This is a genomic window from Streptomyces sp. ISL-100, assembly GCF_018614615.1.
Classification (GTDB): Bacteria; Actinomycetota; Actinomycetes; order Streptomycetales; family Streptomycetaceae; genus Streptomyces.
In genome coordinates this window covers 110311-132562 of record NZ_JAGGOK010000003.1, presented here as the reverse complement: position 1 = coordinate 132562, position 22252 = coordinate 110311, and the positions used below count along the sequence as shown (strand labels likewise).

General features: G+C 70.9%; 22 protein-coding genes. 8 read left to right on the top strand and 14 right to left on the bottom strand.

The window, feature by feature from the left end:
• Window positions 1-17 precede the first annotated feature (17 nt).
• From J7E89_RS01860 to pdhA, 6 genes are all read right to left on the bottom strand, one after another.
• On the bottom strand, window positions 18-1091 hold the full coding sequence (locus tag J7E89_RS01860) for a TrkA family potassium uptake protein (RefSeq protein WP_214967563.1): 1074 nt from the start codon (window positions 1089-1091) through the stop codon (window positions 18-20).
• A 20-nt stretch (window positions 1092-1111) separates the two neighbouring features.
• Window positions 1112-2491 carry a molybdopterin molybdotransferase MoeA gene (locus tag J7E89_RS01855; RefSeq protein ID WP_214967392.1) on the bottom strand — a complete coding sequence of 460 codons (1380 nt, stop codon included), beginning with the start codon at window positions 2489-2491 and terminating at the stop codon, window positions 1112-1114.
• Window positions 2488-3375: an NTP transferase domain-containing protein gene (locus J7E89_RS01850; RefSeq protein WP_214967389.1), complete on the bottom strand. Its 888-nt coding sequence runs from the start codon at window positions 3373-3375 to the stop codon at window positions 2488-2490. The genes J7E89_RS01855 and J7E89_RS01850 overlap by 4 nt, the downstream gene beginning before the upstream one ends.
• A 121-nt stretch (window positions 3376-3496) precedes the next feature.
• The gene (locus tag J7E89_RS01845) at window positions 3497-4795 is read right to left on the bottom strand and encodes a dihydrolipoamide acetyltransferase family protein (RefSeq protein WP_214967386.1); all 1299 of its coding nucleotides are present in this window, start codon (window positions 4793-4795) and stop codon (window positions 3497-3499) included.
• Window positions 4795-5823, bottom strand: coding sequence for an alpha-ketoacid dehydrogenase subunit beta (locus J7E89_RS01840; protein ID WP_214967384.1), 1029 nt, complete (start codon window positions 5821-5823; stop codon window positions 4795-4797). Before J7E89_RS01840 ends, J7E89_RS01845 begins: the two co-directional genes overlap by 1 nt.
• Window positions 5820-6986, bottom strand: coding sequence for a pyruvate dehydrogenase (acetyl-transferring) E1 component subunit alpha (gene pdhA / locus J7E89_RS01835; RefSeq protein WP_214967382.1), 1167 nt, complete (start codon window positions 6984-6986; stop codon window positions 5820-5822). Before pdhA ends, J7E89_RS01840 begins: the two co-directional genes overlap by 4 nt.
• A 173-nt stretch (window positions 6987-7159) precedes the next feature.
• Here pdhA and J7E89_RS01830 point away from each other — a divergent pair, with 173 nt between their 5' ends.
• Complete coding sequence (locus J7E89_RS01830) at window positions 7160-7699, top strand: Lrp/AsnC family transcriptional regulator (RefSeq protein WP_214967379.1); 540 nt, start codon at window positions 7160-7162, stop codon at window positions 7697-7699.
• A 6-nt stretch (window positions 7700-7705) separates the two neighbouring features.
• Here J7E89_RS01830 and J7E89_RS01825 read toward each other — a convergent pair whose 3' ends face one another.
• Both J7E89_RS01825 and J7E89_RS01820 read right to left on the bottom strand, forming a co-directional pair.
• Window positions 7706-8308 carry a TetR/AcrR family transcriptional regulator gene (locus J7E89_RS01825; protein ID WP_214967377.1) on the bottom strand — a complete coding sequence of 201 codons (603 nt, stop codon included), beginning with the start codon at window positions 8306-8308 and terminating at the stop codon, window positions 7706-7708.
• Complete coding sequence (locus J7E89_RS01820) at window positions 8305-9816, bottom strand: 3-hydroxyacyl-CoA dehydrogenase (protein ID WP_214967375.1); 1512 nt, start codon at window positions 9814-9816, stop codon at window positions 8305-8307. The genes J7E89_RS01825 and J7E89_RS01820 overlap by 4 nt, the downstream gene beginning before the upstream one ends.
• Window positions 9817-9939: 123 nt before the next feature.
• Between J7E89_RS01820 and paaN the strand changes: the two genes are divergently transcribed.
• On the top strand, window positions 9940-11631 hold the full coding sequence (gene paaN, locus J7E89_RS01815) for a phenylacetic acid degradation protein PaaN (protein ID WP_214967373.1): 1692 nt from the start codon (window positions 9940-9942) through the stop codon (window positions 11629-11631).
• 27 nt (window positions 11632-11658) lie between these two features.
• On the opposite strand, the gene J7E89_RS01810 is transcribed toward paaN, so the two are convergent.
• The 3 genes from J7E89_RS01810 to J7E89_RS01800 are packed head-to-tail and all read right to left on the bottom strand — an operon-like array spanning window position 11659 to window position 14482.
• Complete coding sequence (locus J7E89_RS01810) at window positions 11659-12450, bottom strand: RNA methyltransferase (RefSeq protein ID WP_214967371.1); 792 nt, start codon at window positions 12448-12450, stop codon at window positions 11659-11661.
• Window positions 12447-13643 (bottom strand): HTTM domain-containing protein, encoded by a 1197-nt coding sequence (locus J7E89_RS01805; RefSeq protein WP_308315296.1) that lies wholly within the window; start codon window positions 13641-13643, stop codon window positions 12447-12449. Before J7E89_RS01805 ends, J7E89_RS01810 begins: the two co-directional genes overlap by 4 nt.
• On the bottom strand, window positions 13640-14482 hold the full coding sequence (locus J7E89_RS01800; protein WP_214967369.1) for a DUF5819 family protein: 843 nt from the start codon (window positions 14480-14482) through the stop codon (window positions 13640-13642). Before J7E89_RS01800 ends, J7E89_RS01805 begins: the two co-directional genes overlap by 4 nt.
• A gap of 148 nt (window positions 14483-14630) precedes the next feature.
• Between J7E89_RS01800 and paaA the strand changes: the two genes are divergently transcribed.
• The 6 genes from paaA to J7E89_RS01770 all read left to right on the top strand — a co-directional run bounded on the left by paaA (window position 14631) and on the right by J7E89_RS01770 (window position 19400).
• Complete coding sequence (gene paaA / locus J7E89_RS01795; protein WP_214967367.1) at window positions 14631-15620, top strand: 1,2-phenylacetyl-CoA epoxidase subunit PaaA; 990 nt, start codon at window positions 14631-14633, stop codon at window positions 15618-15620.
• On the top strand, window positions 15617-15904 hold the full coding sequence (gene paaB, locus J7E89_RS01790; protein ID WP_028810644.1) for a 1,2-phenylacetyl-CoA epoxidase subunit PaaB: 288 nt from the start codon (window positions 15617-15619) through the stop codon (window positions 15902-15904). Before paaA ends, paaB begins: the two co-directional genes overlap by 4 nt.
• Before the next feature lie 11 nt (window positions 15905-15915).
• The gene (gene paaC, locus J7E89_RS01785) at window positions 15916-16617 is read left to right on the top strand and encodes a 1,2-phenylacetyl-CoA epoxidase subunit PaaC (RefSeq protein ID WP_214967561.1); all 702 of its coding nucleotides are present in this window, start codon (window positions 15916-15918) and stop codon (window positions 16615-16617) included.
• Complete coding sequence (gene paaD / locus J7E89_RS01780) at window positions 16611-17108, top strand: 1,2-phenylacetyl-CoA epoxidase subunit PaaD (protein WP_214967364.1); 498 nt, start codon at window positions 16611-16613, stop codon at window positions 17106-17108. The genes paaC and paaD overlap by 7 nt, the downstream gene beginning before the upstream one ends.
• Window positions 17109-18167 carry a 2Fe-2S iron-sulfur cluster-binding protein gene (locus J7E89_RS01775; protein ID WP_214967362.1) on the top strand — a complete coding sequence of 353 codons (1059 nt, stop codon included), beginning with the start codon at window positions 17109-17111 and terminating at the stop codon, window positions 18165-18167.
• A gap of 99 nt (window positions 18168-18266) precedes the next feature.
• Complete coding sequence (locus tag J7E89_RS01770; RefSeq protein WP_214967360.1) at window positions 18267-19400, top strand: acyl-CoA dehydrogenase family protein; 1134 nt, start codon at window positions 18267-18269, stop codon at window positions 19398-19400.
• Between the two features lie 2 nt (window positions 19401-19402).
• On the opposite strand, the gene J7E89_RS01765 is transcribed toward J7E89_RS01770, so the two are convergent.
• Genes J7E89_RS01765 through J7E89_RS01755 form a run of 3 tightly spaced genes read right to left on the bottom strand, consistent with a single transcriptional unit; the run spans window position 19403 to window position 22146 of the window.
• A complete protein-coding gene (locus J7E89_RS01765; protein ID WP_214967358.1) occupies window positions 19403-19747 on the bottom strand; it encodes a rhodanese-like domain-containing protein in 345 nt (114 codons plus the stop codon).
• 40 nt (window positions 19748-19787) lie between these two features.
• A complete protein-coding gene (locus J7E89_RS01760; RefSeq protein WP_214967356.1) occupies window positions 19788-20687 on the bottom strand; it encodes a J domain-containing protein in 900 nt (299 codons plus the stop codon).
• A gap of 34 nt (window positions 20688-20721) precedes the next feature.
• Window positions 20722-22146: a DUF2252 domain-containing protein gene (locus tag J7E89_RS01755; protein ID WP_214967353.1), complete on the bottom strand. Its 1425-nt coding sequence runs from the start codon at window positions 22144-22146 to the stop codon at window positions 20722-20724.
• Window positions 22147-22252: the final 106 nt, after the last annotated feature.

Here is a 22252-nt window from a genome sequence, read left to right as displayed (position 1 = left end):
CCACCCCGCCTTCGCGGCTACTCCGGCGACGTCAGCCGCATGTCCCCCGCACTCGTGACACCGGGCGAGGCACGCACGATGGTGATCACCCGGTCCGTCAGCTGGAGCGGACTGGCCAGCGGATCGTCGTAACCGAGCAGCCGGTGCCCGCGCAGGACGCTGACCACCAGGTCCTCGGTCTCCCGCACGTTCCGTCCCACCTCGGCCTTTATTACCGGCCGCTCGATGAGATCGAGGCCGCTGCCCTGCTGGATCAGGTCCTCCATCACCGTGCCCGCGCTGGGGCTGAGTACGGACAGACCCAGCAGGCGGCCGGCCGCGCTCGCGCTGGTGATGACGGCGTCGGCGCCCGACTGACGCAGCAGTGGCGCGTTCTCTTCCTCGCGGACCGCGGCAACGATCTTCGCCCCCCGGTTGAGCTGGCGCGCGGTGAGGGTGACCAGGACCGCCGTGTCGTCACGCTGGGTCGAGATGACGATCTGGCGGGCCCTCTGGACCTCGGCGCGCAGCAGTACGTCGCTGCGGGTCGCGTCGCCCAGGACGCCCGTGAACCCGTCGGCGTTCGCCGCTTCGATGACCTTCGCGCTCGGGTCGACGACCACGATCTGCTCTTTCCTGAGCCCCGTGGCCGCCAGAGTCTGGACCGCGGAACGGCCCTTGGTGCCGAACCCGACGATGACGGTGTGGTCGCGCAACTGGGTCCTCCAGCGGTTCAGCCGCCACTCCTCCCGCGTCCTCTCGGTGAGGACTTCGAGAGTGGTGCCGACCAGGATGATCAGAAAGAGCACGCGCAGCGGCGTCACGAGCAGCACATTGGTGAGCCTGGCGCTGTCGCTGTGCGGCACGATGTCGCCGTAACCCGTCGTGGAGAGGGTCACGGTGGAGTAGTAGACGGCGTCGAGGAAGTCGAGGCTCTCGTCGGCGTTGTCGTGGTAGCCGGCGCGGTCGACGTAGACGATGAACACCGTCAGTGCCAGGACCGACATCGCCATCAGCAGCCGCTTGCCGACCTGCCGCAGCGGGCGGTCGACGATACGGCGCGGCAGCCTGATCCGAGCGGTAACGAGGTGCTCGTCGGCGTGCCTGGCCATCGCATCTTGGCCGGGAAGTTTCACGTGAAACGTCCTTCTGTGGTCCAGGGCAGATCGAGGATTTCGAGTTCCTGGCCGGCTCGTGCGCCCCCGGGCGGGACGACGGCCAGGCCGTCGGCGGCGGCGATTCCGCGGAGCATTGCCGGACCGTTGTAGTGCAGCGGCACGGCCTGCTCCGCACGGTGGACGACGGGGACGAGCCGGGTGTCGTGCGGATGACCGTTCACCTCGTCCCGTACGGGCGAGAGGTACGGCGCGAGCGGTGGCCGCTGGGCCCGGGCGCGCAGCAGCGGCTCGGCGAGGGTGAGCAGCCCGGACACTGCGGCCAGCGGATTACCGGGCAGGCCGACGAGGTACCGGCCCTCAGCGCCCCCGCTGAGACGCGCCAGCAGCATCGGGTGCCCCGGCCGGACCGCGACACCGTCCACCAGCAGCTCGGCGCCCGCCTTGCGCAGGATGGGGTGGACGTGGTCGACGGGACCGGCCGCCGTACCGCCCGTGGTGATGACGAGGTCGGCCTCGGAGTCGGTGACGGCCCCGTGGAGCGCGTCGGCGTCATCACCGAGATGCCGGGTGCCGATCACGTCGGCGCCGAGGGCGCGCAGCCACGGGTCGAGGAGGGGGCCTAGGGCGTCGCGCACCATCCCGTCGTGCGGCAGCCCCTCGCTCAGCAACTCGTCACCCAGTACGAACACTTCGACGCGCGGCCGGGGCACGACGGACAGCCCGTCATAACCGGCGGCAGCGGCCAGCCCGAGGACGGCGGGGGTCACCAGGGCGCCGACGGGCAGCAACCGGTCGCCGGTACGGCACTCCTGGCCGCGCGGCCGGATGTCCTGCCCCTGGACGACCTCACGGCGCGCGTACAGCCGCCCCTTGGACTCGTCCAGCCGGGCGTGTTCGCTGCGGATCACGGCGGTGGCGTCGGGCGGGATACGGGCGCCGGTGGCGATGCGTACGGCGGCACCGTCGGCGAGCGCTGCGGGCGCTGCATGCCCGGCAAGGACCTGGCCGCCCTCTTCGACGCTCCACCACGGCCCCGGACCAGCGACGGCCCAGCCGTCCATGGCCGACGTATCGAAGGAGGGCAGGTCGGTGAGGGCGTCCAGAGGCTCGGCGAGGACCTGCCCGAGGGCCTGCCCCAGCGACACCCGCCGCGCACGGGACGCGCCGGCCCCGCCCGCCCGGGCGGCCACGGCGCGGGCCTCGCTCCACGGCGTGGCGCGGTGGCGCGCCGGGGACGCGGGCAGGGCGGCGGGACCGGTCTCCTGTCCCGCCTGCTCCGACTGCGGCTCCGTTTCGGACTCCGACCCCGCACCCGGATCCGGTGATGTCTGCGCCCGCGCCGCCCGGCTGACGAGAGCGAGCGCCTCGTCCACATCGCGGTCCTCCTGGCTCACCCCGCGCCGTCTTCCGTGCCGTGTCCCGCGGCCTCACCCTTGGGCTCTTCCTCTTCCGCCCAACGGGCGGCCAGAGCCGCTGCTTTGCGAGCCGCTTCGGCAACGGCCTGCGGCCCGTCCCCGCCGGCCTTCGCCGCCGCGTAACCGACCAGGAAGGTGGTGAGCGGGGCGGCGGGCCTGGCGACACCGTGGGCGGCGTCGCGGGCGAGGTCGAGCAGGACGTTGATGTCGACATCCAGCTCGATGCCGAGTTCGTCCTTGACTGCGGTCATCCATTCATCCAGCACGTGTCCATGCTCCCTGATCCTGGACCGGGCTGCGGCAATGTCTTCCCAGGTGTCGCAGTCGAAGGAGTCGAGCGGCCCGGCGGCGACGCGCGACAGCGCGAGTTCGTGCGTCAGCAGCCGGAGCGGCAATCCGGAGAGGCTGCCGTGCTCGGCGGCGAGGAGGGCCAGTTCGCGGCGCAGTGGTTCGGCGCGGTAGGCGGCGACGAGCGGCTGGTCGCGCCCGCCCGCGTCCACGAGCAGCGCCGCCTCGCGTCCGCCGCTGTCCAGGGCATCGAGGAGCCTCTGAACCGTCCCGTTGTGGATGAAGGGCAGATCGGCGGAGAGTACGAGCAAGGTATGTGCGGAAGTACGCCGCACCCCGGCGTCGAGCGCGGCCAGCGGCCCGCCCCTGGCCGGTTCCTCACGCGCCCACTCGACGGCGCGTACGGTGGCCCGCCGCCCGCCGACGACGACGGTGGTTCCGGCCCCGCGGCAGACGCCCAGCACCCGGTCGAGCAGTGTCCGCCCGCCCACGCGCACGCCGGGCTTGTCCACCCCACCGAGCCGCTTGGCGGCCCCTCCGGCCAACACGATGGCGTCGTACGCGGTCGCGGTCATGCCATGAGTATGCGGGGCGGCTTTCTTCTTTCATCGCCGGAGGGGCTCCGTAGGAGCCCCTCCGGCGATTGAGGACACGCCGAAGGGCGTCGGGGCCTGGGGAAAGCCCCGCGCAGCGGCCCTAAAGAGTCCGCAGCAGCACCGTCGGCCGCTCCACGCAGTCCGCCACGTACCGCAGGAACCCGCCCGCAGTCCCCCCGTCACACACCCGGTGGTCGAACGTCAGCGACAACTGCACAACCTTGCGCACCGCCAGCTCACCCTCATGCACCCAAGGCTTCGGCACGATCCGGCCGACCCCGAGCATCGCCGCCTCCGGGTGGTTGATGATCGGCGTGGACCCGTCGACCCCAAACACCCCGTAGTTGTTCAGCGTGAACGTGCCACCGGTCAGCTCCGCCGGCGTCAGCGACCCCTTCCTGGCCGACTCCGTCAACCGGGCGAACTCCGCGCTCAGTTCATCCACGTTGCGGGCATGCGCGTCCCGTACGACGGGAACGACCAGCCCCCGCTCCGTCTGCGCCGCGAACCCGAGGTTCACACCGGGCAGCCGCACGATCTCGCGGGAGGCCATGTCCACGGTCGAGTTGAGTTCCGGGAAGCGGGCCAGCGCGGCCGTACAGATCCGGGCGAGGAGCGCGATGACAGAGACCGGTGGCCCGCCCGCCTGATTCATCGACGTACGAGCCGCCATGAGCTCGGTCGCGTCCGCGTCCACCCAGCAGGTGGCGTCCGGAATCTCGTTGCGGCTGCGCGACAGCTTGTCCGCGACGGCGCCGCGCATCCCGCGCAACGGGACGCGTTCGCCCACAGCGGCGGAAGCGGCCGCAGGCACCGGCGCCGGCACCGCCGCCGCCCCACGAATCGCACCCTCCACGTCGGACCGCAGGATCAGACCGTCGGGCCCAGAGCCCTTCAGCACCCGCAGATCCAGACCGTTCTCGCGCGCCAGCCGCCGCACCAGCGGCGAAATCACCGGCCCGGGCCCGTCACTCTCGACCGCCACCGAAGCAGCTGCCTCAGCCACCGCCACAGACCCGGCAGCACCGGCAACCCCGGCAGCCGCGTCCGGACGGATACGCCTGCGCCGCGCCACCGCGGCCCCCGTGCCGTACCCCACCAGCACATTCCCTGAGGACTCCGCGTCAGCAGGAGCAGCCTGAGGCGCTGCCGCCGCCCCGACCGCGACCGTCAGCAGCGGTGACCCGACCGGCAGTTCGGTCCCCTCCTCGCCGAAGCGGGCGGTCACCACGCCCCCGTACGGGCACGGCACCTCCACCATCGCCTTGGCCGTCTCGACCTCGACGACCGGCTGGTCGACAGCGACCACGTCGCCGACCTCCACCAGCCAGCGCACGATCTCCGCCTCGGTCAGCCCCTCACCGAGGTCCGGCAGCTTGAACTCCAGAACCTGAGGCATCAGATGCCCGCCTCCCACTGGAGCCGCGCGACCGCGTCGAGGACCCGGTCCACTCCCGGCAGATGGTGCCGCTCCAGCATCGGCGGCGGATACGGAATGTCGAACCCGGCGACCCGCAGCACCGGCGCCTCCAGATGATGGAAGCACCGCTCCGTCACCCGGGCGGCGATCTCCCCGCCGGGACCGCCGAAGCCGGTGGACTCGTGGACGACGACCGCCCGGCCGGTACGCCGTACCGAAGCCGCCACCGTCTCGTCGTCGAACGGCACGAGCGAGCGCAGGTCCACAACCTCCAGGTCCCAGCCCTCCGCCTCGGCCGCCTCCGCCGCCTCCATACACACCGGCAGGGACGGCCCGTACGTGATCAGCGTCGCGCTGCGCCCGGAGCGGCGTACGACCGCGCGCCCGATCGGCTCGACGGCGGTGGGCGCCTCCGGCGACCAGGCCGCCTTCGACCAGTAGAGCCGCTTGGGCTCCAGGAAGACCACCGGATCGTCCGACGCGATCGCCGCCCGCATCAGGCCGTACGCGTCCTCGACCGTCGCCGGCGTCACGACATGGAGCCCCGGAGTCGCCATGTAGTACGCCTCGGACGAGTCGCTGTGGTGCTCGACCCCGCCGATCCCGCCGCCGTACGGCACGCGGATCACCATCGGCATCGGCATCGCGCCGCGCGTGCGGTTACGCATCCGCGCCACATGGCTGATGAGCTGCTCGAACGCCGGATACGCGAACGCGTCGAACTGCATCTCGACGACGGGCCGCAGCCCGTACATCGCCATGCCCACGGCCGTTCCCAGGATCCCCGCCTCGGCGAGCGGCGTGTCCGTGACCCGGTCCTCGCCGAACTCCTTCACGAGCCCGTCGGTGACCCGGAAAACCCCGCCGAGCGCGCCGACGTCCTCGCCCATCACATGGACACTCGGGTCCTCGGCCATCGCGTCGCGCAGCGCACGCCCGAGGGCCTGCGCCATCGTCGCGGGCTTGGCGGGCTTCGCGTTGACGGCGGTCGCCGCTGCCGCCGTCATCGCTCGTCCTCCGCATCGAGCTCGGCCCGCAACAGGGCTTCCTGCTCCCGCAGTTGCGCGGTCTTCTCCGCGTAAACGTGCGCGAAGAGATCCATGGGGTCGAGCACCGCGTCCGCGTTCATCCGCTCCCGCAGTTCCGCGGCCATCCTCTCGGCGGCCTCACGTGCGTCGCTTATCGCGTCCTCGTCAAGCATTCCGCGCTCCGTGAGCTCCCGCTCGAGCAACTGGACAGGGTCATGGGCGCGCCACGCCTCGACCTCCGCCTCGCCCCGGTAACGGGTCGCATCGTCGGCGTTCGTGTGGGCCTCGATGCGGTACGTGACGGCCTCGACCAGTGTCGGACCGCCACCCCGCCGGGCCCGCTCCACCGCTTCGGCCAGCACCTCGTGCACGGCGGCAGCGTCGTTGCCGTCGACGAGCCGGCCCGGCATTCCGTACCCGACGGCCTTGTGGGCCAGGGACGGGGCCGCGGTCTGCTTGGCGAGCGGCACGGAGATCGCGAAGCCGTTGTTCTGCACGAGGAAGACGACCGGTGCCTGCCAGACGGCGGCGAAGTTCAGCGCCTCGTGGAAGTCGCCCTCGCTGGTGCCGCCGTCGCCGACCATGGCGAGCGCGACCACGTCGTCGCCCTTGAGGCGCGCGGCGTGCGCCAGGCCCACCGCGTGCGGCAGCTGGGTCGCGAGCGGGGTGCACAGCGGCGCAATGCGGTGCTCACGCGGGTCGTAACCGGTGTGCCAGTCGCCCCGCAGCAGCGTCAGCGCCTGTACGGGGTCCAGCCCGCGCGCCACGGCGGCCAGCGTGTCCCGGTAGCTCGGGAAGAGCCAGTCCCGGTCCTCCAGGACGAGCGCGGCCGCGACCTCGCAGGCCTCCTGCCCGGTGCTGGAGGGGTAGACGGCGAGGCGGCCCTGCTTGGTGAGGGCGGTCGCCTGCGCGTTGTACCTGCGGCCGCGTACCAGCTCCGCGTACAGCCGCCGCATCAGCCCGGCGTCGAGCCGGTCCGCGGCGTCGGTGCCGAGCACGCGGTACGGCTCGCTGTCGGGCAGCAGCGGTGCGGGGTCCGTGCGGGGCCTCCAGGCCGGGGGAGGGGTGGGCCTGTAGGCGGCAGCACCGGGCAGGTCCTGGACCGGCTGGGCGGGCTGGACCGTCATCGTGCTTTTCTTCATCGCGTGCACCTCCTCGTGGGAGCGGTGAGAGGGCACAGCAATGTGGTGTGCCTCACCTACCGATTGTTCGGTCGTGGACGCAATTTGGCTACAGGCGCCTCCAGCCTGTGGACAAACGGTTCTCCACAGCCTGGGATAGAGGCAGGTCGTCCATGAGAGGGAGGCGGGGGGACATGGCAGCTGAACAAATGGCCGACGCGGGAGCAGGCCCTCCCGCACGCCCGCTGGACGCCATCGACCGTGACATCCTCCGAATGCTCCAGAGGGACGGCCGCGCGTCGATACGGTCCGTGGCCGAGCGCGTGCACGTCTCGCGCGCCAACGCCTACGCACGCATCAACCGCCTCATCGACGACGGCGTCATCCGCGGCTTCAGCGCACGCGTGGACCACGAACGCGCGGGGCAGGGAGCATCGGCGTACATCACGCTCAAGATCGTGCAGAACTCCTGGCGCACGGTCCGCGAACGGCTTCAGGAACTGCCGGGCGCCGCGCACATCGCGCTGGTCAGCGGCGATTTCGACGTACTGCTGCTCGTGCACACGGCGGACAACAGGGCGCTGCGCGAGCTCGTACTGACGAAGATCCAGTCGATACCGGAAGTGCTCAGCACGCGCACCCTGCTGGTCTTCGAGGAGACGGATCTCGACTCGTCGGCCTCCCCACAGCCGCCCCAGCCGCTGCAGTCACCCCCGTCACCCCCGGAGCTGTGAGCAACCTCAGTGGGTGGTCCGCAGCCCGTCGAACGCCAGCCGCACCACGGTCTCGGCGAGCTGCTCCCCGTCCACGCCGCCATGGCCCTCGGCCGCCTGGGGCCGGTACCACTCCACCAGCGAGTTGATCATTCCGAAGAGCAGTCGCGTCGCCATACGTATGTCCACGTCGGTGCGCAGATCACCGTCGGCGGCCGCCGCCTTCATCAGATCGGCCACCCGCTGGTCGAACTCGCGGCGCCGCTCCAGCGCCCAGCGCTCGGCCTTCGTATTGCCGCGTACGCGAAGGAGCAGCGTGACGTACGGCAGCTCGGCCATCAGCACCTCCACGGTGCGCCGGGTGACGTACTCCACCCGCTCGATCGCCCGCCCGCGCACCGCGCCCGGCTCGTCGAGGATCCCGAAGAGCCCGTCGAGGGCCCGGCTGACGGCGCGGCGCAGCAGCTCCTCCTTGCCCGCCACGTGGTGGTAGATCGAGGACTTCGAGATGCCGGCGGCCTTGGACAGGTGCTCCATGGACGTGCCGTCGTAGCCACGCTCGTTGAAGACCCGGACAGCCACCGTCAGAAGGGTCTCGGGGGTGTACGTGTCGCGCTTGGCTGTGGTCATGAGGCGCCCTCTTCCTTGGCGGCGAACGCCTGCCGGTAAAGCGCCAAGGACGGGGCGTAGCGCCCCGTCGGGCAGCACTCGTGCAGGTTCTCCAGCAGGTCGTACGCCCAGTCCTGGCCGAGCGCGCTGCTCCATTCGACCGGCCCGAGGGGGTAGTTCACGCCCAGGCGCATCGCTGTGTCGATGTCCTGCGGCGAGGCGACGCCCCGCGCGACGGCGTCGGCGGCCAGGTCGATGAGCATGGCGACCGTACGGGCGACGATCATGCCGGGGACGTCGCCGATGACACTGACGTCCTTGCCGAGCTTCTGGAAGAGCCCGGTGGCTTCGGCGAGCGCCCGCGCGGACGTGTCCTCGGAGGCGGAGAGCGCGATACGGGTCGCGCCCCGGTAGTCGAGGGCAAGGTCGAAATAGACGACGTCCGCGTACTCCACGGAGGTCCGGCCGTCGGCCGGTACGAGCTGGCCTTCGCCCGGCAGCTCGATGTACGGGCCGCCCGCCTCCGCCCGCTCCACGGCGATGCCCGCCTCCTCCATCATCGCGACGAGCACGTCGGCGTGGCCGAGGTCCCCCACGACGGTGACGGCTTCGGGGGCGTCCTCGGGACCGGCGGTGCGGGGAGCGGGCTTCGCCGCACCGTCGCCTCCGTACGGAAACCATCCGTGGCCCGACTTGCGGCCGAGCCGGCCCGACTCGACGAGGCGGCGCTGGGCGAGCGAGGGAACGAACTTGGGGCTCTGGAAGAACGACTCCCAGACGGACCGGCTGACCGCTTCGTTGACGTCCTGTCCGATCAGGTCGGTCAGCTCGAAGGGGCCCATCCTGAAGCCGCCCGACTCGCGCAGTACGGCGTCGATGGTGGCCGGGTCCGCGCCCCGCTCCTCGTACACCGCGAAAGCCTCGGCATAGAAGGGGCGGGCGATGCGGTTCACGATGAAACCGGGGGTGTCCGCGCAGCGCACCGGGGTCTTGCCCCAGGCGGCCGCAGTCGCCCACGCGCGCGTGGCGCACGCTTCGTCGGTCGCGAAGCCGCTGACGACCTCGACCAGGGGCAGCAGGGGCGCGGGATTGAAGAAATGCAGCCCCACAAAGCGGCCGGGGTTCTTCAGGGGACCCGCGATGGCCGTGACGGAGAGGGAGGACGTGTTGGTGGCAAGCAGGCAGTCCTCGGAAACGATCGCTTCGAGGGCGGTGAACAGCTCCTGCTTGACCGAAAGCTTCTCGACAATCGCCTCGACGACGAGTGAGGCGTCGGCGAGCTCGGAGAGATCGCTTGCCGCGTGCAGCCGGGCGCGGGCACTGTCCGCTTCCGTCCGTTCGAGCCGGCCCTTCTCGACGAGCCGGTCCAGGCGCGCGCCGACGGCCTCCGCGGCCTCCTGGGCGCGCCCCGGGACGGCGTCGTAAAGACGCACCGGGTGGCCGGCGAGAAGAGCGACCTGGGCGATGCCCTGACCCATGGTGCCGGTGCCTACGACGGCGACGCTGCGGGCTCGATCGATAGCTGTCATGACCCGATCCTCCCGTATGAGTTATCCACAGGTTTTACCGGGCCCTCTTGTCCCGACCGATCGTTCGGTTACTGTATCCGTGTCCGCCTGTCCCTGCCCAGCTCGACGAGGAGTTGGTCCGCCGTGGCCGCCGAACTCACCACTTCCCAGCTGTCCCAGAAGCACCGGGCCACGCTCGCCCAGGCGCTCGAGGTGATCCGCACGCGGGCGTACTGGTCCCCGCACCCCGAGCACCCCAAGGCGTACGGCGAGAACGGCAGCCTGAGCGCCGCCGAAGGCCTCGCGGCCTTCCAGGCCCTGCACGGCACCCGCTTCGAACTCGACCAGCCCGGCACCGACGGCTGGACGGGCGCCGAGGTGTCGCCGTACGGCCCGGAGCTGGGCGTCGAGTACCCGCACGCCGACCTCGACGTACTCCTGCCGGCGATGCGAGCGGGCATGGGCGCCTGGCGGGACGCCGGACCGGAGACCCGCGCCCTGGTCTGCCTCGAAATCCTGTCGCGCATCAGCGCCCGTACGCACGAATTCGCGCATGCGGTCATGCACACCAGCGGCCAGGCCTTCATGATGGCGTTCCAGGCCGGCGGCCCGCACGCCCAGGACCGCGGCCTGGAGGCCGTGGCCTACGCGTACGGCGAGCAGGTCCGTACCCCCGAGGCGGCCGACTGGTCCAAGCCGCAGGGCAAGCGCGACCCGCTCAACCTGAGCAAGTCCTTCACCGCCGTCCCGCGCGGCATCGCGCTGCTCATCGGCTGCAACACCTTCCCGACGTGGAACGGCTACCCGGGCCTCTTCGCCTCCCTGGCCACCGGCAACCCGGTCCTGGTCAAGCCGCACCCCCGCGCGGTCCTGCCGCTGGCCCTGACGGTCAAGGTCGCCCGCGAGGTCCTCACCGAGGCCGGCTTCGACCCGAACCTGGTGGCACTGGCGGCCGAGCGCCCCGGCGAGGGCATCGCCAAGACGCTCGCGACCCGCCCGGAGATCCGGATCATCGACTACACGGGGTCCACCTCGTTCGGTGACTGGCTGGAGACCAACGCCCGCCAGGCGCAGGTCTACACCGAGAAGGCCGGCGTCAACACGGTGGTGATCGACTCCACCGACGACTACAAGGGAATGCTGTCCAACCTGGCGTTCTCGCTGTCCCTCTACAGCGGCCAGATGTGCACCACTCCGCAGAACCTCCTGATCCCCAGGGACGGGATCATGACGGACGCCGGTGCCAAGTCCTACGACGAGGTCGTCTCCGACCTCGCGGCCTCGGTCGCCGGACTGCTCGGCGACGACGCCCGCGCGAACGCGCTGCTGGGCGCACTGGTCAACCCCGACGTCAAGGCCCGCCTCGAAGCGGCCGCGGGACTGGGCGAAGTGGCGCTCCCCTCACGGGAGATCACCAACCCGGACTTCCCGGATGCGGTGGTCCGTACGCCGGTCATGGTCAAGCTCGACGGCGCCAAGCCGGACGCGGAAGCGGCGTACATGTCCGAGTGCTTCGGCCCGGTCTCCTTCGCCGTCGCCGTCGACTCCACGGAGGACGGCCTGGAACTGCTGCGCCGCACGATCCGCGAGAAGGGCGCGATGACGGTCGGCGCGTACACGACCTCGCAGATCACAGAGGCCGCCATCGAGGACGTCTGCCTGGAGGAGTCCGCGCAGCTTTCGCTGAACCTGACGGGCGGGGTGTACGTCAACCAGACCGCGGCGTTCTCCGACTTCCACGGCTCGGGCGGCAACCCGGCGGCCAACTCCGCCCTGTGCGACGCGGCGTTCGTCGCCAACCGCTTCCGGGTGGTGGAGGTCCGCAGGCAGGCATAGTCGGTCAGCTGATCGCCCGCCCCACCTTCAGGCAGGGGTGGTGGCGGGCGGTCCTCCCCAGTGGAACAGCGTCATGGCGACGCTGGTGGCGAGGTTGTAGCTGGACACCTGCGGCCTCATGGGGAGGGACACCAGCTTGGTCGCCCTGCTCCGCAGCTCGGGTGAGATCCCGTGCCGCTCGGAGCCGAACGCTACGAGCGCGTCGTCGGGGACCTTGACGGACCTGATGTCCTCGCCCTCCGGGTCCAGTACGTACAGCGGGCCGGGCGGCAATTCGTCGAGGCCCCTGTGCTCGACGGCTGTGGCGTAGTGCAGCCCCGCTCCGGCACGCACCACGTTTGGGTGCCAGGGGTCCATGTCGCCGGTCGTGACCACGCCCGTGGCACCGAATCCGGCAGCCAGGCGCACCACCGCTCCGACGTTGCCGAGATTACGAGGGTTGTCGAGCACGACGATCGGGGACATCCGAGGCAGCCGGGACAGCGTCTCCGCGTTCGCCCGGGCATCGCGCCGGACGGCCAGTGCGGCTATCCCCGTGGTGTGAACCCTGGGGACCAGCTCACGCAAGGCGTGTGCCGGAATTTCGACGACGGACTGGGCGATCACGTCCGACACGTCATCGGCCAGCTCTCGCGCAAGCGCCACCGCGGCCTGCCGGTCGCTGGTAACCGTCATTCGCACGTCCGCACCGAAGCGCAGCCCGTGCTTCAGGGCATGGAACCCGTCGAGCAGAACGGTGTTCGGGGCTGCCTCACGCCACTGCCGCATCACAGCGTCGGCCACGTCCTCGGCGCTGTCCCCGGCCACGTCCTCAGTCATGACTTCAGCCTACGGGGGCGTCCGACCAGGCCCGATACGTCGAGCCGCGCCCCCCACCGGCCGATACGCCGCAGGAAGCCGGTCGGCAGGAAGACCGCGTCGGCGGCGATCATCGCGAGCGAGAAGAAGGGCAGCCCGAGCAGCACAGCGATCGCCGCGTGCTCAGTGATCATGACGGCGAGCAGGACGTTCTTGACCTGCCGGTTGAAGAGCGTGAAGGGGAACGCGACCTGAACAGCCACCGTCCCGTACGTCAGCAGCATCACGATCACGCCGCTGGAGGCAAGCAGCCCGGAAAGCACGGGCCAGGGCGAGAAGTAGTCCAGGTGCAGCGGGTAGTAGAGCGCGGTGCCGTCCTGCCAGCGCGAGCCCTGGATCTTGTACCAGCCGGCAGTCGCGTAGACGAGACAGACCTCAGCCATGATCACGAAGAGGCCGGCGTTGTGCGCGAGGTTGGCGATGACGTCCAGCAGGATGCGCGGCTGCCCGGGCGCGTACCGGCCGGCCGCCCACCACAGACCGTGCACGACCAGCAAGCCCCAGAAGATCAGCAGCCAGCCGCCGCTGAGCTCGCCCGAGAACGTAAGCGCGACAAGACAGGCACCGAGCGCACCCCACAGGGCCGGCCCCACCTGGTCGCCGCGAGAGGGGTCGCGCCGCGCGTCCAGCGACCACACCTGCCCGCACCGCGTGAACACCAGGTAGATCGCCATCAGGTGGATGACGTTGTCGCCGCCGTCGCCCATGAAGATGCTGCGGTTCTGCAGCGACAGCACGCCGATCATGAAGAGGACGGACATGGTCCGGGTCCGCCAGCCCAGCATCAGCAGCGCCGCCGACACGACCGCGAGCCCGTAGACGATCTCGAACCAGAGCGAGCTCTCCGACCACATCAGCGCGGTGAAGGCGTGATTGTTCGCTATCAGCTGCTGGGCCATGTCCCAGTTCCACGGCCCGTCCGGCCCGTACAGCTCACGGCGGTGCGGGTACTCCCAGAGGAGGAAGAGCAGCCAGGTCAGCGAGAACCCGATCCGGACGACGGCGCTCTGGTACGGCCCGAGGGCGGTGGAGGTGACGCGCTGAGCGGCGCGCGCGAGCTTACGGGCCGGAGCGCGGCCGGGGGCGCGGAGCGGGACACGGCCCGGTGTACCCGCGGGGGCGCGGTCAGGAGTACGGACGGACGACGAGCTCACCGGGCCGCCTCCGATGCGCGCCGGGCGCCTTCCGGAAGATCCGCCTCGGTCACCGGCCACCACGGAAGCACTCGATGGGCCGGCCGGCCGTTCGTCTTCTCGTTGCTCCACGCCGGCGCCTTCACCCACATCGTCTCGGACCTGACCTGTATCCGCTCGACCTTGCCGCCCAGGTCCTGGTCGGCGAGGCGCAGCATGACGGTGCGGCGGACGTAGCGCTCTGAGAGGGCGCCGCGCATACCGTTCGGCTTGTTCGCGTTGTCGTGCGAGGCGGTGTAGAAGTCCCAGGCGCGCCGCAGCGCGTTCTGGACGGTGTGGCTCGGCAGCAGATTGCCGCGGATCGCTTCGCCGTCCTGGGCGGAGAGGTCGATCCAGTCGCTGGTCTTCCACTGCCCGTCGGCCGTACGGACCTGCGCCCGCACCTGTACGGAAATGTTCTGCTGGAGCGGATTGGGAGCGAAGAGCTTCCAGTTCTGCTCGAATTCGGGGTAGATCCAGTCGTCTATGGCCTCACCGTTCTGCTTGGTGAGGGTGTTGGACGGTGCGACGTGAAGGAAAACCATCCCGAGGTGCACACACGCGATGACGCCGACGACGGCGAGCGCGAGGGCTGCCACGGCCTGGTACGGGAGAGAGAGCGCCGCGATACCGCCGCTCGGTATGCCAGGGCCTGGAGGGTCTTCGGGGGCGCCGGTGGCGTCCGAGGACCTTACGGAATCCCCAGACTCCGCGGCGTCCGGGGCTTCCGGCACCTCGGGGGCGCCCGGGGCGTCCGTGGCGCCCGGGACGCAACCCGCCGCCCGCCCGGCGGTCACGCCCCTGTCGTCGTACGAATCCATCCCGCCCCGATCACCGTCGGTCAACCTCAGTTATCCACAGGGTTGACACCCTACGGGCCGCCGACTCACCATTGAAGTCATCGAACCGAACGATCGGTCGGTCGGTTGGCCGCTCGGCAAGAAGCGGCAGGGACGGCAGGGGGCTCGGATGGCTACAGCAGCTGCGCACCGTACGACGGCTGATGCGCAGACCGGACAGGCGGAGCAGGCGGCCGCGTACGAAGCGGCGTTCAACACCGCGGTCGCGGCGGACGAGCGCATCGAGCCGCGGGACTGGATGCCCGACGCCTACCGGGCCTCGCTGGTCCGCCAGATGGCGCAGCACGCCCACTCGGAAATCATCGGCATGCAGCCGGAGGCGAACTGGATCACCCGCGCGCCCTCCCTGCGCCGCAAGGCGATCCTGATGGCCAAGGTGCAGGACGAGGCGGGGCACGGGCTCTACCTCTACAGCGCCGCCGAGACCCTGGGCACCGGCCGCGAAGAGCTGCTCGACAAGCTCCACTCCGGCCGCCAGAAGTACTCCTCGATCTTCAACTACCCCACCCTGACCTGGGCCGACGTCGGCGCCATCGGCTGGCTCGTGGACGGCGCAGCGATCACCAACCAGGTGCCGCTGTGCCGCTGCTCCTACGGCCCGTACGCCCGCGCGATGGTCCGGATCTGCAAGGAGGAGTCCTTCCACCAGCGGCAGGGGTACGAGCTGCTGCTGCACCTCAGCAAGGGGACGCCGGAGCAGCACGCGATGGCGCAGGACGCGGTGGACCGCTGGTGGTGGCCGTCGCTGATGATGTTCGGCCCGCCGGACGACGAGTCCGCCCATTCGGCGCAGTCCATGGCGTGGAAGATCAAGCGGCACTCCAACGACGAGCTGCGCCAGCGTTTCGTCGACATCGCCGTTCCGCAGGCCGAGGCCCTCGGGCTCACGCTGCCCGATCCGGACCTGCGGTGGAACGAGGAGCGCGGCCAGTACGACTTCGGGCCGATCGACTGGGACGAGTTCTGGGACGTACTGAAGGGCAACGGTCCCTGCAACGAGCAGCGGATCACGCAGCGGCGCACGGCGCACGAAGAGGGCGCCTGGGTCCGGGAAGCGGCAAGTGCGTACGCCGCGAAGCATGGGAAGGCAGCAGCATGACGAACTCCGACTGGCCGTTGTGGGAGGTGTTCGTGCGCTCGCGCCGCGGACTGTCCCACACTCACGCCGGCAGCCTGCACGCGCCGGACGCGGAGATGGCCCTGCGCAATGCCCGCGACCTCTACACCCGCAGGTCCGAGGGCGTCTCGCTGTGGGTGGTGCCGTCGTCGGCGATCACCGCGTCCTCGCCCGACGAGAAGGACCCGTTCTTCGAGCCGGCCGCCGACAAGCCGTACCGGCACCCGACGTTCTACGAGATCCCGGAAGGCGTGCGGCATCTGTGAACCAAGTACCTGTGACCGCGGCCCTCGCCCTGGGCGACGACGCGCTGGTGCTTTCGCACCGGCTGGGGGAGTGGGCGGGACATGCGCCCGTGCTCGAAGAGGAAGTGGCCCTCGCGAACATCGCGCTGGACCTGCTGGGGCAGGCGCGGATCCTGCTCTCGCTCGTCGGTGACGAGGACGAGCTGGCGTACCTCCGCGAAGAGCGTGCCTTCCGCAATCTCCAGCTGGTCGAGCAGCCGAACGGCGACTTCGCGCAGACCATCGCCCGCCAGCTCTGCTTCTCCACCTACCAGCGGCTGCTGTACGGGCAACTGGCAGCCGGGGACGGAGAGTTCGCGCCGCTGGCGGCCAAGGCGGTCAAGGAGGTGGCCTACCACCAGGACCACGCCGAACACTGGACGCTGCGCCTGGGCGACGGCACGGAGGAGAGCCACGGGCGGATGCAGCGGGGCTGCGACGCACTGTGGCGGTTCACCGGTGAAATGTTCCAGCCCGTCGAGGGCGTCGACGTCGACTGGCAGAAGCTGGAAGCCGGCTGGCGGGAGTCGGTCGGCGCCGTGCTGGAGCGAGCGACACTGACCGTGCCCGAGGGGCCGCAGTGCGGAGCCTGGGCTGCGGGCGCCGGCCGCCAGGGGCTGCACACCGAACCGTTCGGGCGGATGATCGCCGAGATGCAGCACCTGCACCGCAGCCACCCGGGGGCGACATGGTGACCGAGACGCTCCTGGAGGCCGAGCTGCGCAAGGTCGCCGGCTCGGTCCCCGACCCGGAACTGCCGGTGCTCACCCTGGAGGAGCTCGGCGTCCTGCGCGCCGTCCACGTCCACGGGCCCGGCAAGGTCGAGGTCGAGCTGACACCGACGTACACCGGCTGCCCGGCGATCGAGGCGATGTCCTCGGACATCGAGCGTGTGCTGCACGACCACGGCATACCGGAGGTCTCGGTCCGCACGGTCCTGTCCCCCGCGTGGTCGACGGACGACATCAGCGCGGAGGGCCGCCGCAAGCTCGCCGAGTTCGGCATAGCGCCGCCGCGCCCGCAGCCCGCCGACGGCGGGCCCGTGCCGCTCACGCTGTCGGTGCGCTGCCCGCACTGCGGCTCCACGGACACGGAGCTGCTCAGCCGGTTCTCCTCCACCGCGTGCAAGGCGCTGCGCCGCTGCGTTTCCTGCCGCGAACCGTTCGACCACTTCAAGGAGTTGTAGATGTTCCATCCGCTCCGGGTCCGCGAGGTCGAGCGGCTCACCGACGACTCCGTGGCCGTCACCCTCGACGTGCCGCCCGAGCTTCAAGAGACCTTTCGCCACACACCCGGCCAGCACATCGCGCTGCGCCGCGTCGTGGCAGGCGAGGAGATCCGCCGTACGTACTCGATCTGCGCCCCGGCCACCGAAGCGCCACTGGAGCCGGTGCTGCGGGTCGGCATCCGGCTGGTCGACGGCGGCGATTTCTCGACGTACGCCCTCAAGGAACTGAACGTCGGCGACACGGTCGAGGCCATGGCTCCAACCGGCCGCTTCATCCTGGAGCCGCGCCCGGGTCGATTCGCGGCGATCGTGGGCGGCAGCGGCATCACGCCGGTGCTCTCGATGGCGGCGACGGTGCTGGCGCGCGAGCCCGACTCCAGTTTCTGCCTGGTCCGCAGCGACCGCACGGCGGCTTCGACGATGTTCCTGGAGGAGGTCGCCGACCTGAAGGACCGCTATCCGGACCGTTTTCAGCTGGTCACCGCACTCTCCCGGGAAGAGCAGCAGGCGGGGCTGCCGTCGGGCCGCCTCGACGAGGAGCGGCTGACCGAGCTGCTGCCGGCGCTGCTGCCGGTGGCGGAAGTGGACGGCTGGTTCCTGTGCGGGCCCTTCGGTCTCGTCCAGGGCGCCGAGCGGGCGCTGCGCGCTCTCGGGGTGGGCAGAAACCGCATCCACGAGGAGATCTTCCACGTCGACGACGGGACGGGAACGGTCACCAGCGGTGCGGCAACGGCGCCCACGAGCAGCACCCTCACCGCCACGCTCGACGGCCGGTCGGGCAAGTGGCCGGTACAGGACGGCGAATCGCTGCTGGAGACGGTGCTGCGCAGCCGTGCGGACGCGCCGTACGCCTGCAAGGGCGGCGTCTGCGGGACGTGCCGGGCCTTCCTGGTCTCCGGTGAGGTGCGGATGGACCGCAACTACGCGCTGGAGCCGGAAGAGACGGAAGCCGGCTACGTCCTGGCCTGCCAGTCGCACCCGGCGACGCCGGAAGTGGAGTTGAACTTCGACCGCTGACGCCAAGCCCGTTCCCGCACCTTCCCTTCATCTAGAACCTGTTCTATCTTGACGACCCGTCAGGTGAATGCGGTACCGGGGCACGGGAGGGCAAGGGACGTGGACTTCACCTTCACCGAGGAGCAGCAGGCGGCCGTCGAGGCCGCGAAGGCGGTCTTCTCGGGCGTCACGCCCGACCAGGTCCCGAGCCCGGCACTCACCCCGGGCGCGGTGGCCGAGGACTTCGACCGGCCGCTGTGGGCCGGGCTCGCCGATTCCGATCTGCTGAGCCTGGTCCTGGCCGCCGAATACGGTGGTGCGAGCCTCGACCCCATCGCGCTCTGCCTCGTGCTGCGCGAGTCCGCGAAGGTGCTCGCCCGCGTACCGCTGCTGGAGACCAGTGCGGTCGCGATGACCGTACAGGCCTACGGCAGCACCGAGTTGGCCGCCGAGGTCCTTCCCCGCGTCGGCCGCGGCGAACTGGTGCTGACGGCCGGTGCCAACGGCCGCACCGGCCACGACCCGGCCGAGCTCGCCGTCACCGCACAGCGGGACGGCGAGCACTGGCTGCTCGACGGGGTCCAGACGGGCGTGCCCTGGGCGCAGAGCGCGGACCGTATCGCCGTGCCCGCGCACACCGGCGCGGGCCGCGCCGTGCTCGCCCTGGTCCCCCGTGACCACCCGGGCGTCACGCTCGCCGAGCAGGTCTCCACCAGCGGCGAACGCTTCGCCGAGGTCCGCCTCGGTTCCGTACGGATCACCGCGCCACAGGTGATCGACGCCGAGGGCGCCTGGGAGTGGCTGCGCGATCTCCTCACCACCGGAACCTGCGCGCTCGCGCTGGGGCTCGGCGAGCGCGTACTGGCCATGACGAGCGAATACACCGGCAAACGCGAGCAGTTCGGCTTCCCCGTCGCCACCTTCCAGGCCGTGGCCGTCCAGGCAGCCGACCGCTACATCGACCTACGCGCCATGGAAGTCACCCTCTGGCAGGCCGCCTGGCGGCTGTCCACGGGATCGCACGGCGCCCTGCCCGTGACGGGCGATGTGGCGGTGGCCAAGATCTGGGCGTCCGACGGTGTACGCCGCGTCGTGCAGACCGCGCAGCATCTGCACGGCGGTTTCGGCGCGGACACCGACTATCCCCTGCACCGCTACCACGCGTGGGCCAAGCAGATCGAGCTCTCACTCGGCCCGGCCGCCGCGCACGAAGAGGCACTGGGCGACCTCCTGGCCGCCCACACCCTCAGCTGAGATCAGAGAACGAAGGCCGGGCTTCCGCCGTCGGTGACCATCGGGCGTCCGGCGCCGTCCCAGGCGAGCATCCCGCCGTCGACGTTCACCGCGTCCACACCCTGCTGCACCAGGTACTGCGTGACCTGCGCGGACCGGCCACCGACCCGGCACATCACGTGCACCCGCCGACCGTCCTCCACCGCTTCGGTGAGCTCACCGAAGCGGCTCACGAAGTCGCTCATCGGAATGTGCAGCGCGCCCTCGACGTGACCGGCTGCCCACTCGTTGTCCTCCCGTACGTCCATCACGAGGCCGTCGGCCGGCACCGCCGCGGCATCGACCGAGGGAAGCGGGGCGAAATTCATGGGTCATGCCTTCTTTCGTACGTACACAGTGTCCGGCAACCTACTGCACCAGTTTCGCCAGATCCGCCTCGCGCTCGGAGACCCGCGCGAGCAGTTGCTCGGCGATCTCCTCCAGCAGCCGGTCCGGGTCCTCGGGTGCCATCCGCAGCATCGACCCGATGGCGCTGTCCTCCAGCTCCTGGGCGATCACCGACAGCAGTTCCTTGCGCCGCGAGAGCCACTCCAGCCGGGCGTACAGCTCGTCACGCTCGGGCTGCTGCTCCTCGGGCACCGGCCCCGCGGCCCACTCCTGCGCGAGCGCGCGCAGCTGGTCCACATCACCGCGCCCGTACGCGGCATTGACCCGCGTAATAAACTCGTCCCTGCGGCCCCGCTCCGCATCGTCCTGCGCCAGGTCCGGGTGCGCCTTACGGGCCAGCTCCCGGTAGAGCTTGCGCGCCTCCTCGGTCGGCCTGACCCGCTTCGGCGGCTGCACGGTCTGCTCGGTGAGCATCGCCGACGCCTCGGGCGAAAGGCCGTCCGAGTCCATCCAGTCGTGAAACAGCTCCTCGACGCCGGGCATCGGCATGACGACGGCCCGCGCCTCGTCCGCCTTGCGGATGTCTTCCGGATCGCCGGTACGGGCGGCCGTGGCCTCCGCGATCTGGGCGTCCAGTTCGTCCAGGCGCGCGTACATCGGTCCGAGCTTCTGGTGATGGAGCCGGGAGAAGTTCTCCACCTCGACCCGGAAGGTCTCCACCGCGATCTCGAACTCGATCAGTGCCTGCTCGGCGGCGCGCACGGCCCGCTCCAGCCTGGCCTCGGGCCGCTCCGGAGCCTCGGCGGTCTGCGGCTCGCCAGCCTCACGTCCGGCCTCGCGCCCGGCGTCATGCCCGGCCGCGTGCGGGTCCTGCGCGTCATCGTTCCGGGTCGTCGGCTCCCCGTGAGCTTCCTGAGTCACCCGCCCAGCGTACGGGCGGCGGGGCCACCCGTGCTCATACCCCTGCCTCGGCGGCTATTCGCCCGTCCTTGACCGCCGCCACCAGATCGGCGTGATCCGCTTCCGTACGGTCCGCGTACGCCACCGCGAAACGCGCCACCGCCTCGTCGAACTCCTCGTTCTTCCCGCAGTACCCGGCGACCAGCCGGGGGTCGACGCTGTGCGCGTGGGCCCGTGCCAGCAGCGCCCCGGTCATCCGCCCGTAGTCGTCCAGCTGGCCGGGTTCGAGCGCCGCCGGATCCACGCTGCCCTTGCGGTTCCTGAACTGCCGTACCTGGAACGGCCGCCCTTCCACCTCGGCCCAGCCCAGCAGGTTGTCGCTGACCACCTGCATCCGCTTCTGCCCGAGCACCACCCGTCGCCCCTCGTGCCCGGCCACCGGCGCCTCGAAGCCGGCGAGAGGCAGGTAGGGCGCCAGCGCCGAGGCGCGCGCCTCCTTCACCTGGAGCACCAGCGGCTCGCCCCGGTGGTCGAGCAGCAGCACCACATACGACCGCGTCCCGACGCTGCCGGTGCCGACCACCCGGAACGCCACATCGTGGATCGCGTACCGCGCGAGCAGCGGCAGCCGGTCCTCGGGAAGCGTCTTGAGATACCCGCCCAGCGCCGAAGCGACCGCGGCCGCCTCCACGTCCGTCACCCGCCGCAGCACCGGCAGTGCGTCCACGAAGCGCCGTGTCCCGCCGGGCCCCTCGGCCGTCGCCCTGGCGGCGAAGCGGGCGCTGGTGTTGTTACGGGCCTTCTCCGCGACCCGCTCCAGCGTGCCGAGCAGGTCCCGCGCGTCCGTGTGCGAGACGAGCTCCTCGTCGGCGATCGCGTTCCACGCGTCCAGCACCGGCATCCTGGCCAGCAGCCGCATCGTCCGCCGGTACGCCCCGACCGCGTCGAAAGCCGCCTGCCGGCAGATGTCCTCGTCGGCCCCCGTCTGGCGCCCCGCCAGCACCAGTGACGCCGCGAGCCGCTTGACGTCCCACTCCCACGGGCCGACGACGGTCTCGTCGAAGTCGTTCAGGTCGATGACCAGTCGGCCGCGCGCATCGCCGTACAGGCCGAAGTTCGCCGCATGCGCGTCACCGCATATCTGTGCGCCCAGCCCCGTGACGGGCGTACCCACCAGGTCGTGCGCCATCAGTCCGGCCGCGCCCCGCAGGAAGGCGAAGGGGGAGGCGGCCATACGCCCGACCCGTATCGGGGTCAGCTCCGGCACCCGGCCGCGGCTGGACTCCTCGACCGCCCGCACCGCGTCGGGCCGCCGCACCGAGAGCACGAGCGAATCGTGCGAGGCCCTGGGCACCCGCGACCGCAACGCCTTGCCCTCGTCCTTGGGAGACGCGCTGGGCGATCCCTGCGCCGTACAGCGCGCGAAACCGGGCACCTCCGGAATACGCCCCCGGGACAGCACCGTCTCGTCCTCGGCCATGGTGCGCCGCCTTCCCCGCCCTCGCACAGCACCGGCTGCCGGCCGCAGCCGCCAACATCAACTGCTCACGACCGTACCGCCGCCCTCCGACACCCGTCTCACCCTG

What these genes read in the sequence shown, in the direction of transcription:
- paaA (WP_214967367.1), top strand. Translation starts at nt 14,631, where the DNA reads ATGGCTACAGCAGCTGCGCACCGTACGACGGCTGATGCGCAGACCGGA.
- J7E89_RS01765 (WP_214967358.1), bottom strand. Translation starts at nt 19,747, where the DNA reads ATGAATTTCGCCCCGCTTCCCTCGGTCGATGCCGCGGCGGTGCCGGCC.
- paaB (WP_028810644.1), top strand. Translation starts at nt 15,617, where the DNA reads ATGACGAACTCCGACTGGCCGTTGTGGGAGGTGTTCGTGCGCTCGCGC.
- J7E89_RS01755 (WP_214967353.1), bottom strand. Translation starts at nt 22,146, where the DNA reads ATGGCCGAGGACGAGACGGTGCTGTCCCGGGGGCGTATTCCGGAGGTG.
- J7E89_RS01800 (WP_214967369.1), bottom strand. Translation starts at nt 14,482, where the DNA reads ATGGATTCGTACGACGACAGGGGCGTGACCGCCGGGCGGGCGGCGGGT.
- J7E89_RS01840 (WP_214967384.1), bottom strand. Translation starts at nt 5,823, where the DNA reads ATGACGGCGGCAGCGGCGACCGCCGTCAACGCGAAGCCCGCCAAGCCC.
- J7E89_RS01830 (WP_214967379.1), top strand. Translation starts at nt 7,160, where the DNA reads ATGGCAGCTGAACAAATGGCCGACGCGGGAGCAGGCCCTCCCGCACGC.
- J7E89_RS01860 (WP_214967563.1), bottom strand. Translation starts at nt 1,091, where the DNA reads ATGGCCAGGCACGCCGACGAGCACCTCGTTACCGCTCGGATCAGGCTG.
- J7E89_RS01820 (WP_214967375.1), bottom strand. Translation starts at nt 9,816, where the DNA reads ATGACAGCTATCGATCGAGCCCGCAGCGTCGCCGTCGTAGGCACCGGC.
- paaD (WP_214967364.1), top strand. Translation starts at nt 16,611, where the DNA reads ATGGTGACCGAGACGCTCCTGGAGGCCGAGCTGCGCAAGGTCGCCGGC.
- J7E89_RS01845 (WP_214967386.1), bottom strand. Translation starts at nt 4,795, where the DNA reads ATGCCTCAGGTTCTGGAGTTCAAGCTGCCGGACCTCGGTGAGGGGCTG.
- J7E89_RS01850 (WP_214967389.1), bottom strand. Translation starts at nt 3,375, where the DNA reads ATGACCGCGACCGCGTACGACGCCATCGTGTTGGCCGGAGGGGCCGCC.
- J7E89_RS01775 (WP_214967362.1), top strand. Translation starts at nt 17,109, where the DNA reads ATGTTCCATCCGCTCCGGGTCCGCGAGGTCGAGCGGCTCACCGACGAC.
- J7E89_RS01825 (WP_214967377.1), bottom strand. Translation starts at nt 8,308, where the DNA reads ATGACCACAGCCAAGCGCGACACGTACACCCCCGAGACCCTTCTGACG.
- J7E89_RS01810 (WP_214967371.1), bottom strand. Translation starts at nt 12,450, where the DNA reads ATGACTGAGGACGTGGCCGGGGACAGCGCCGAGGACGTGGCCGACGCT.
- pdhA (WP_214967382.1), bottom strand. Translation starts at nt 6,986, where the DNA reads ATGAAGAAAAGCACGATGACGGTCCAGCCCGCCCAGCCGGTCCAGGAC.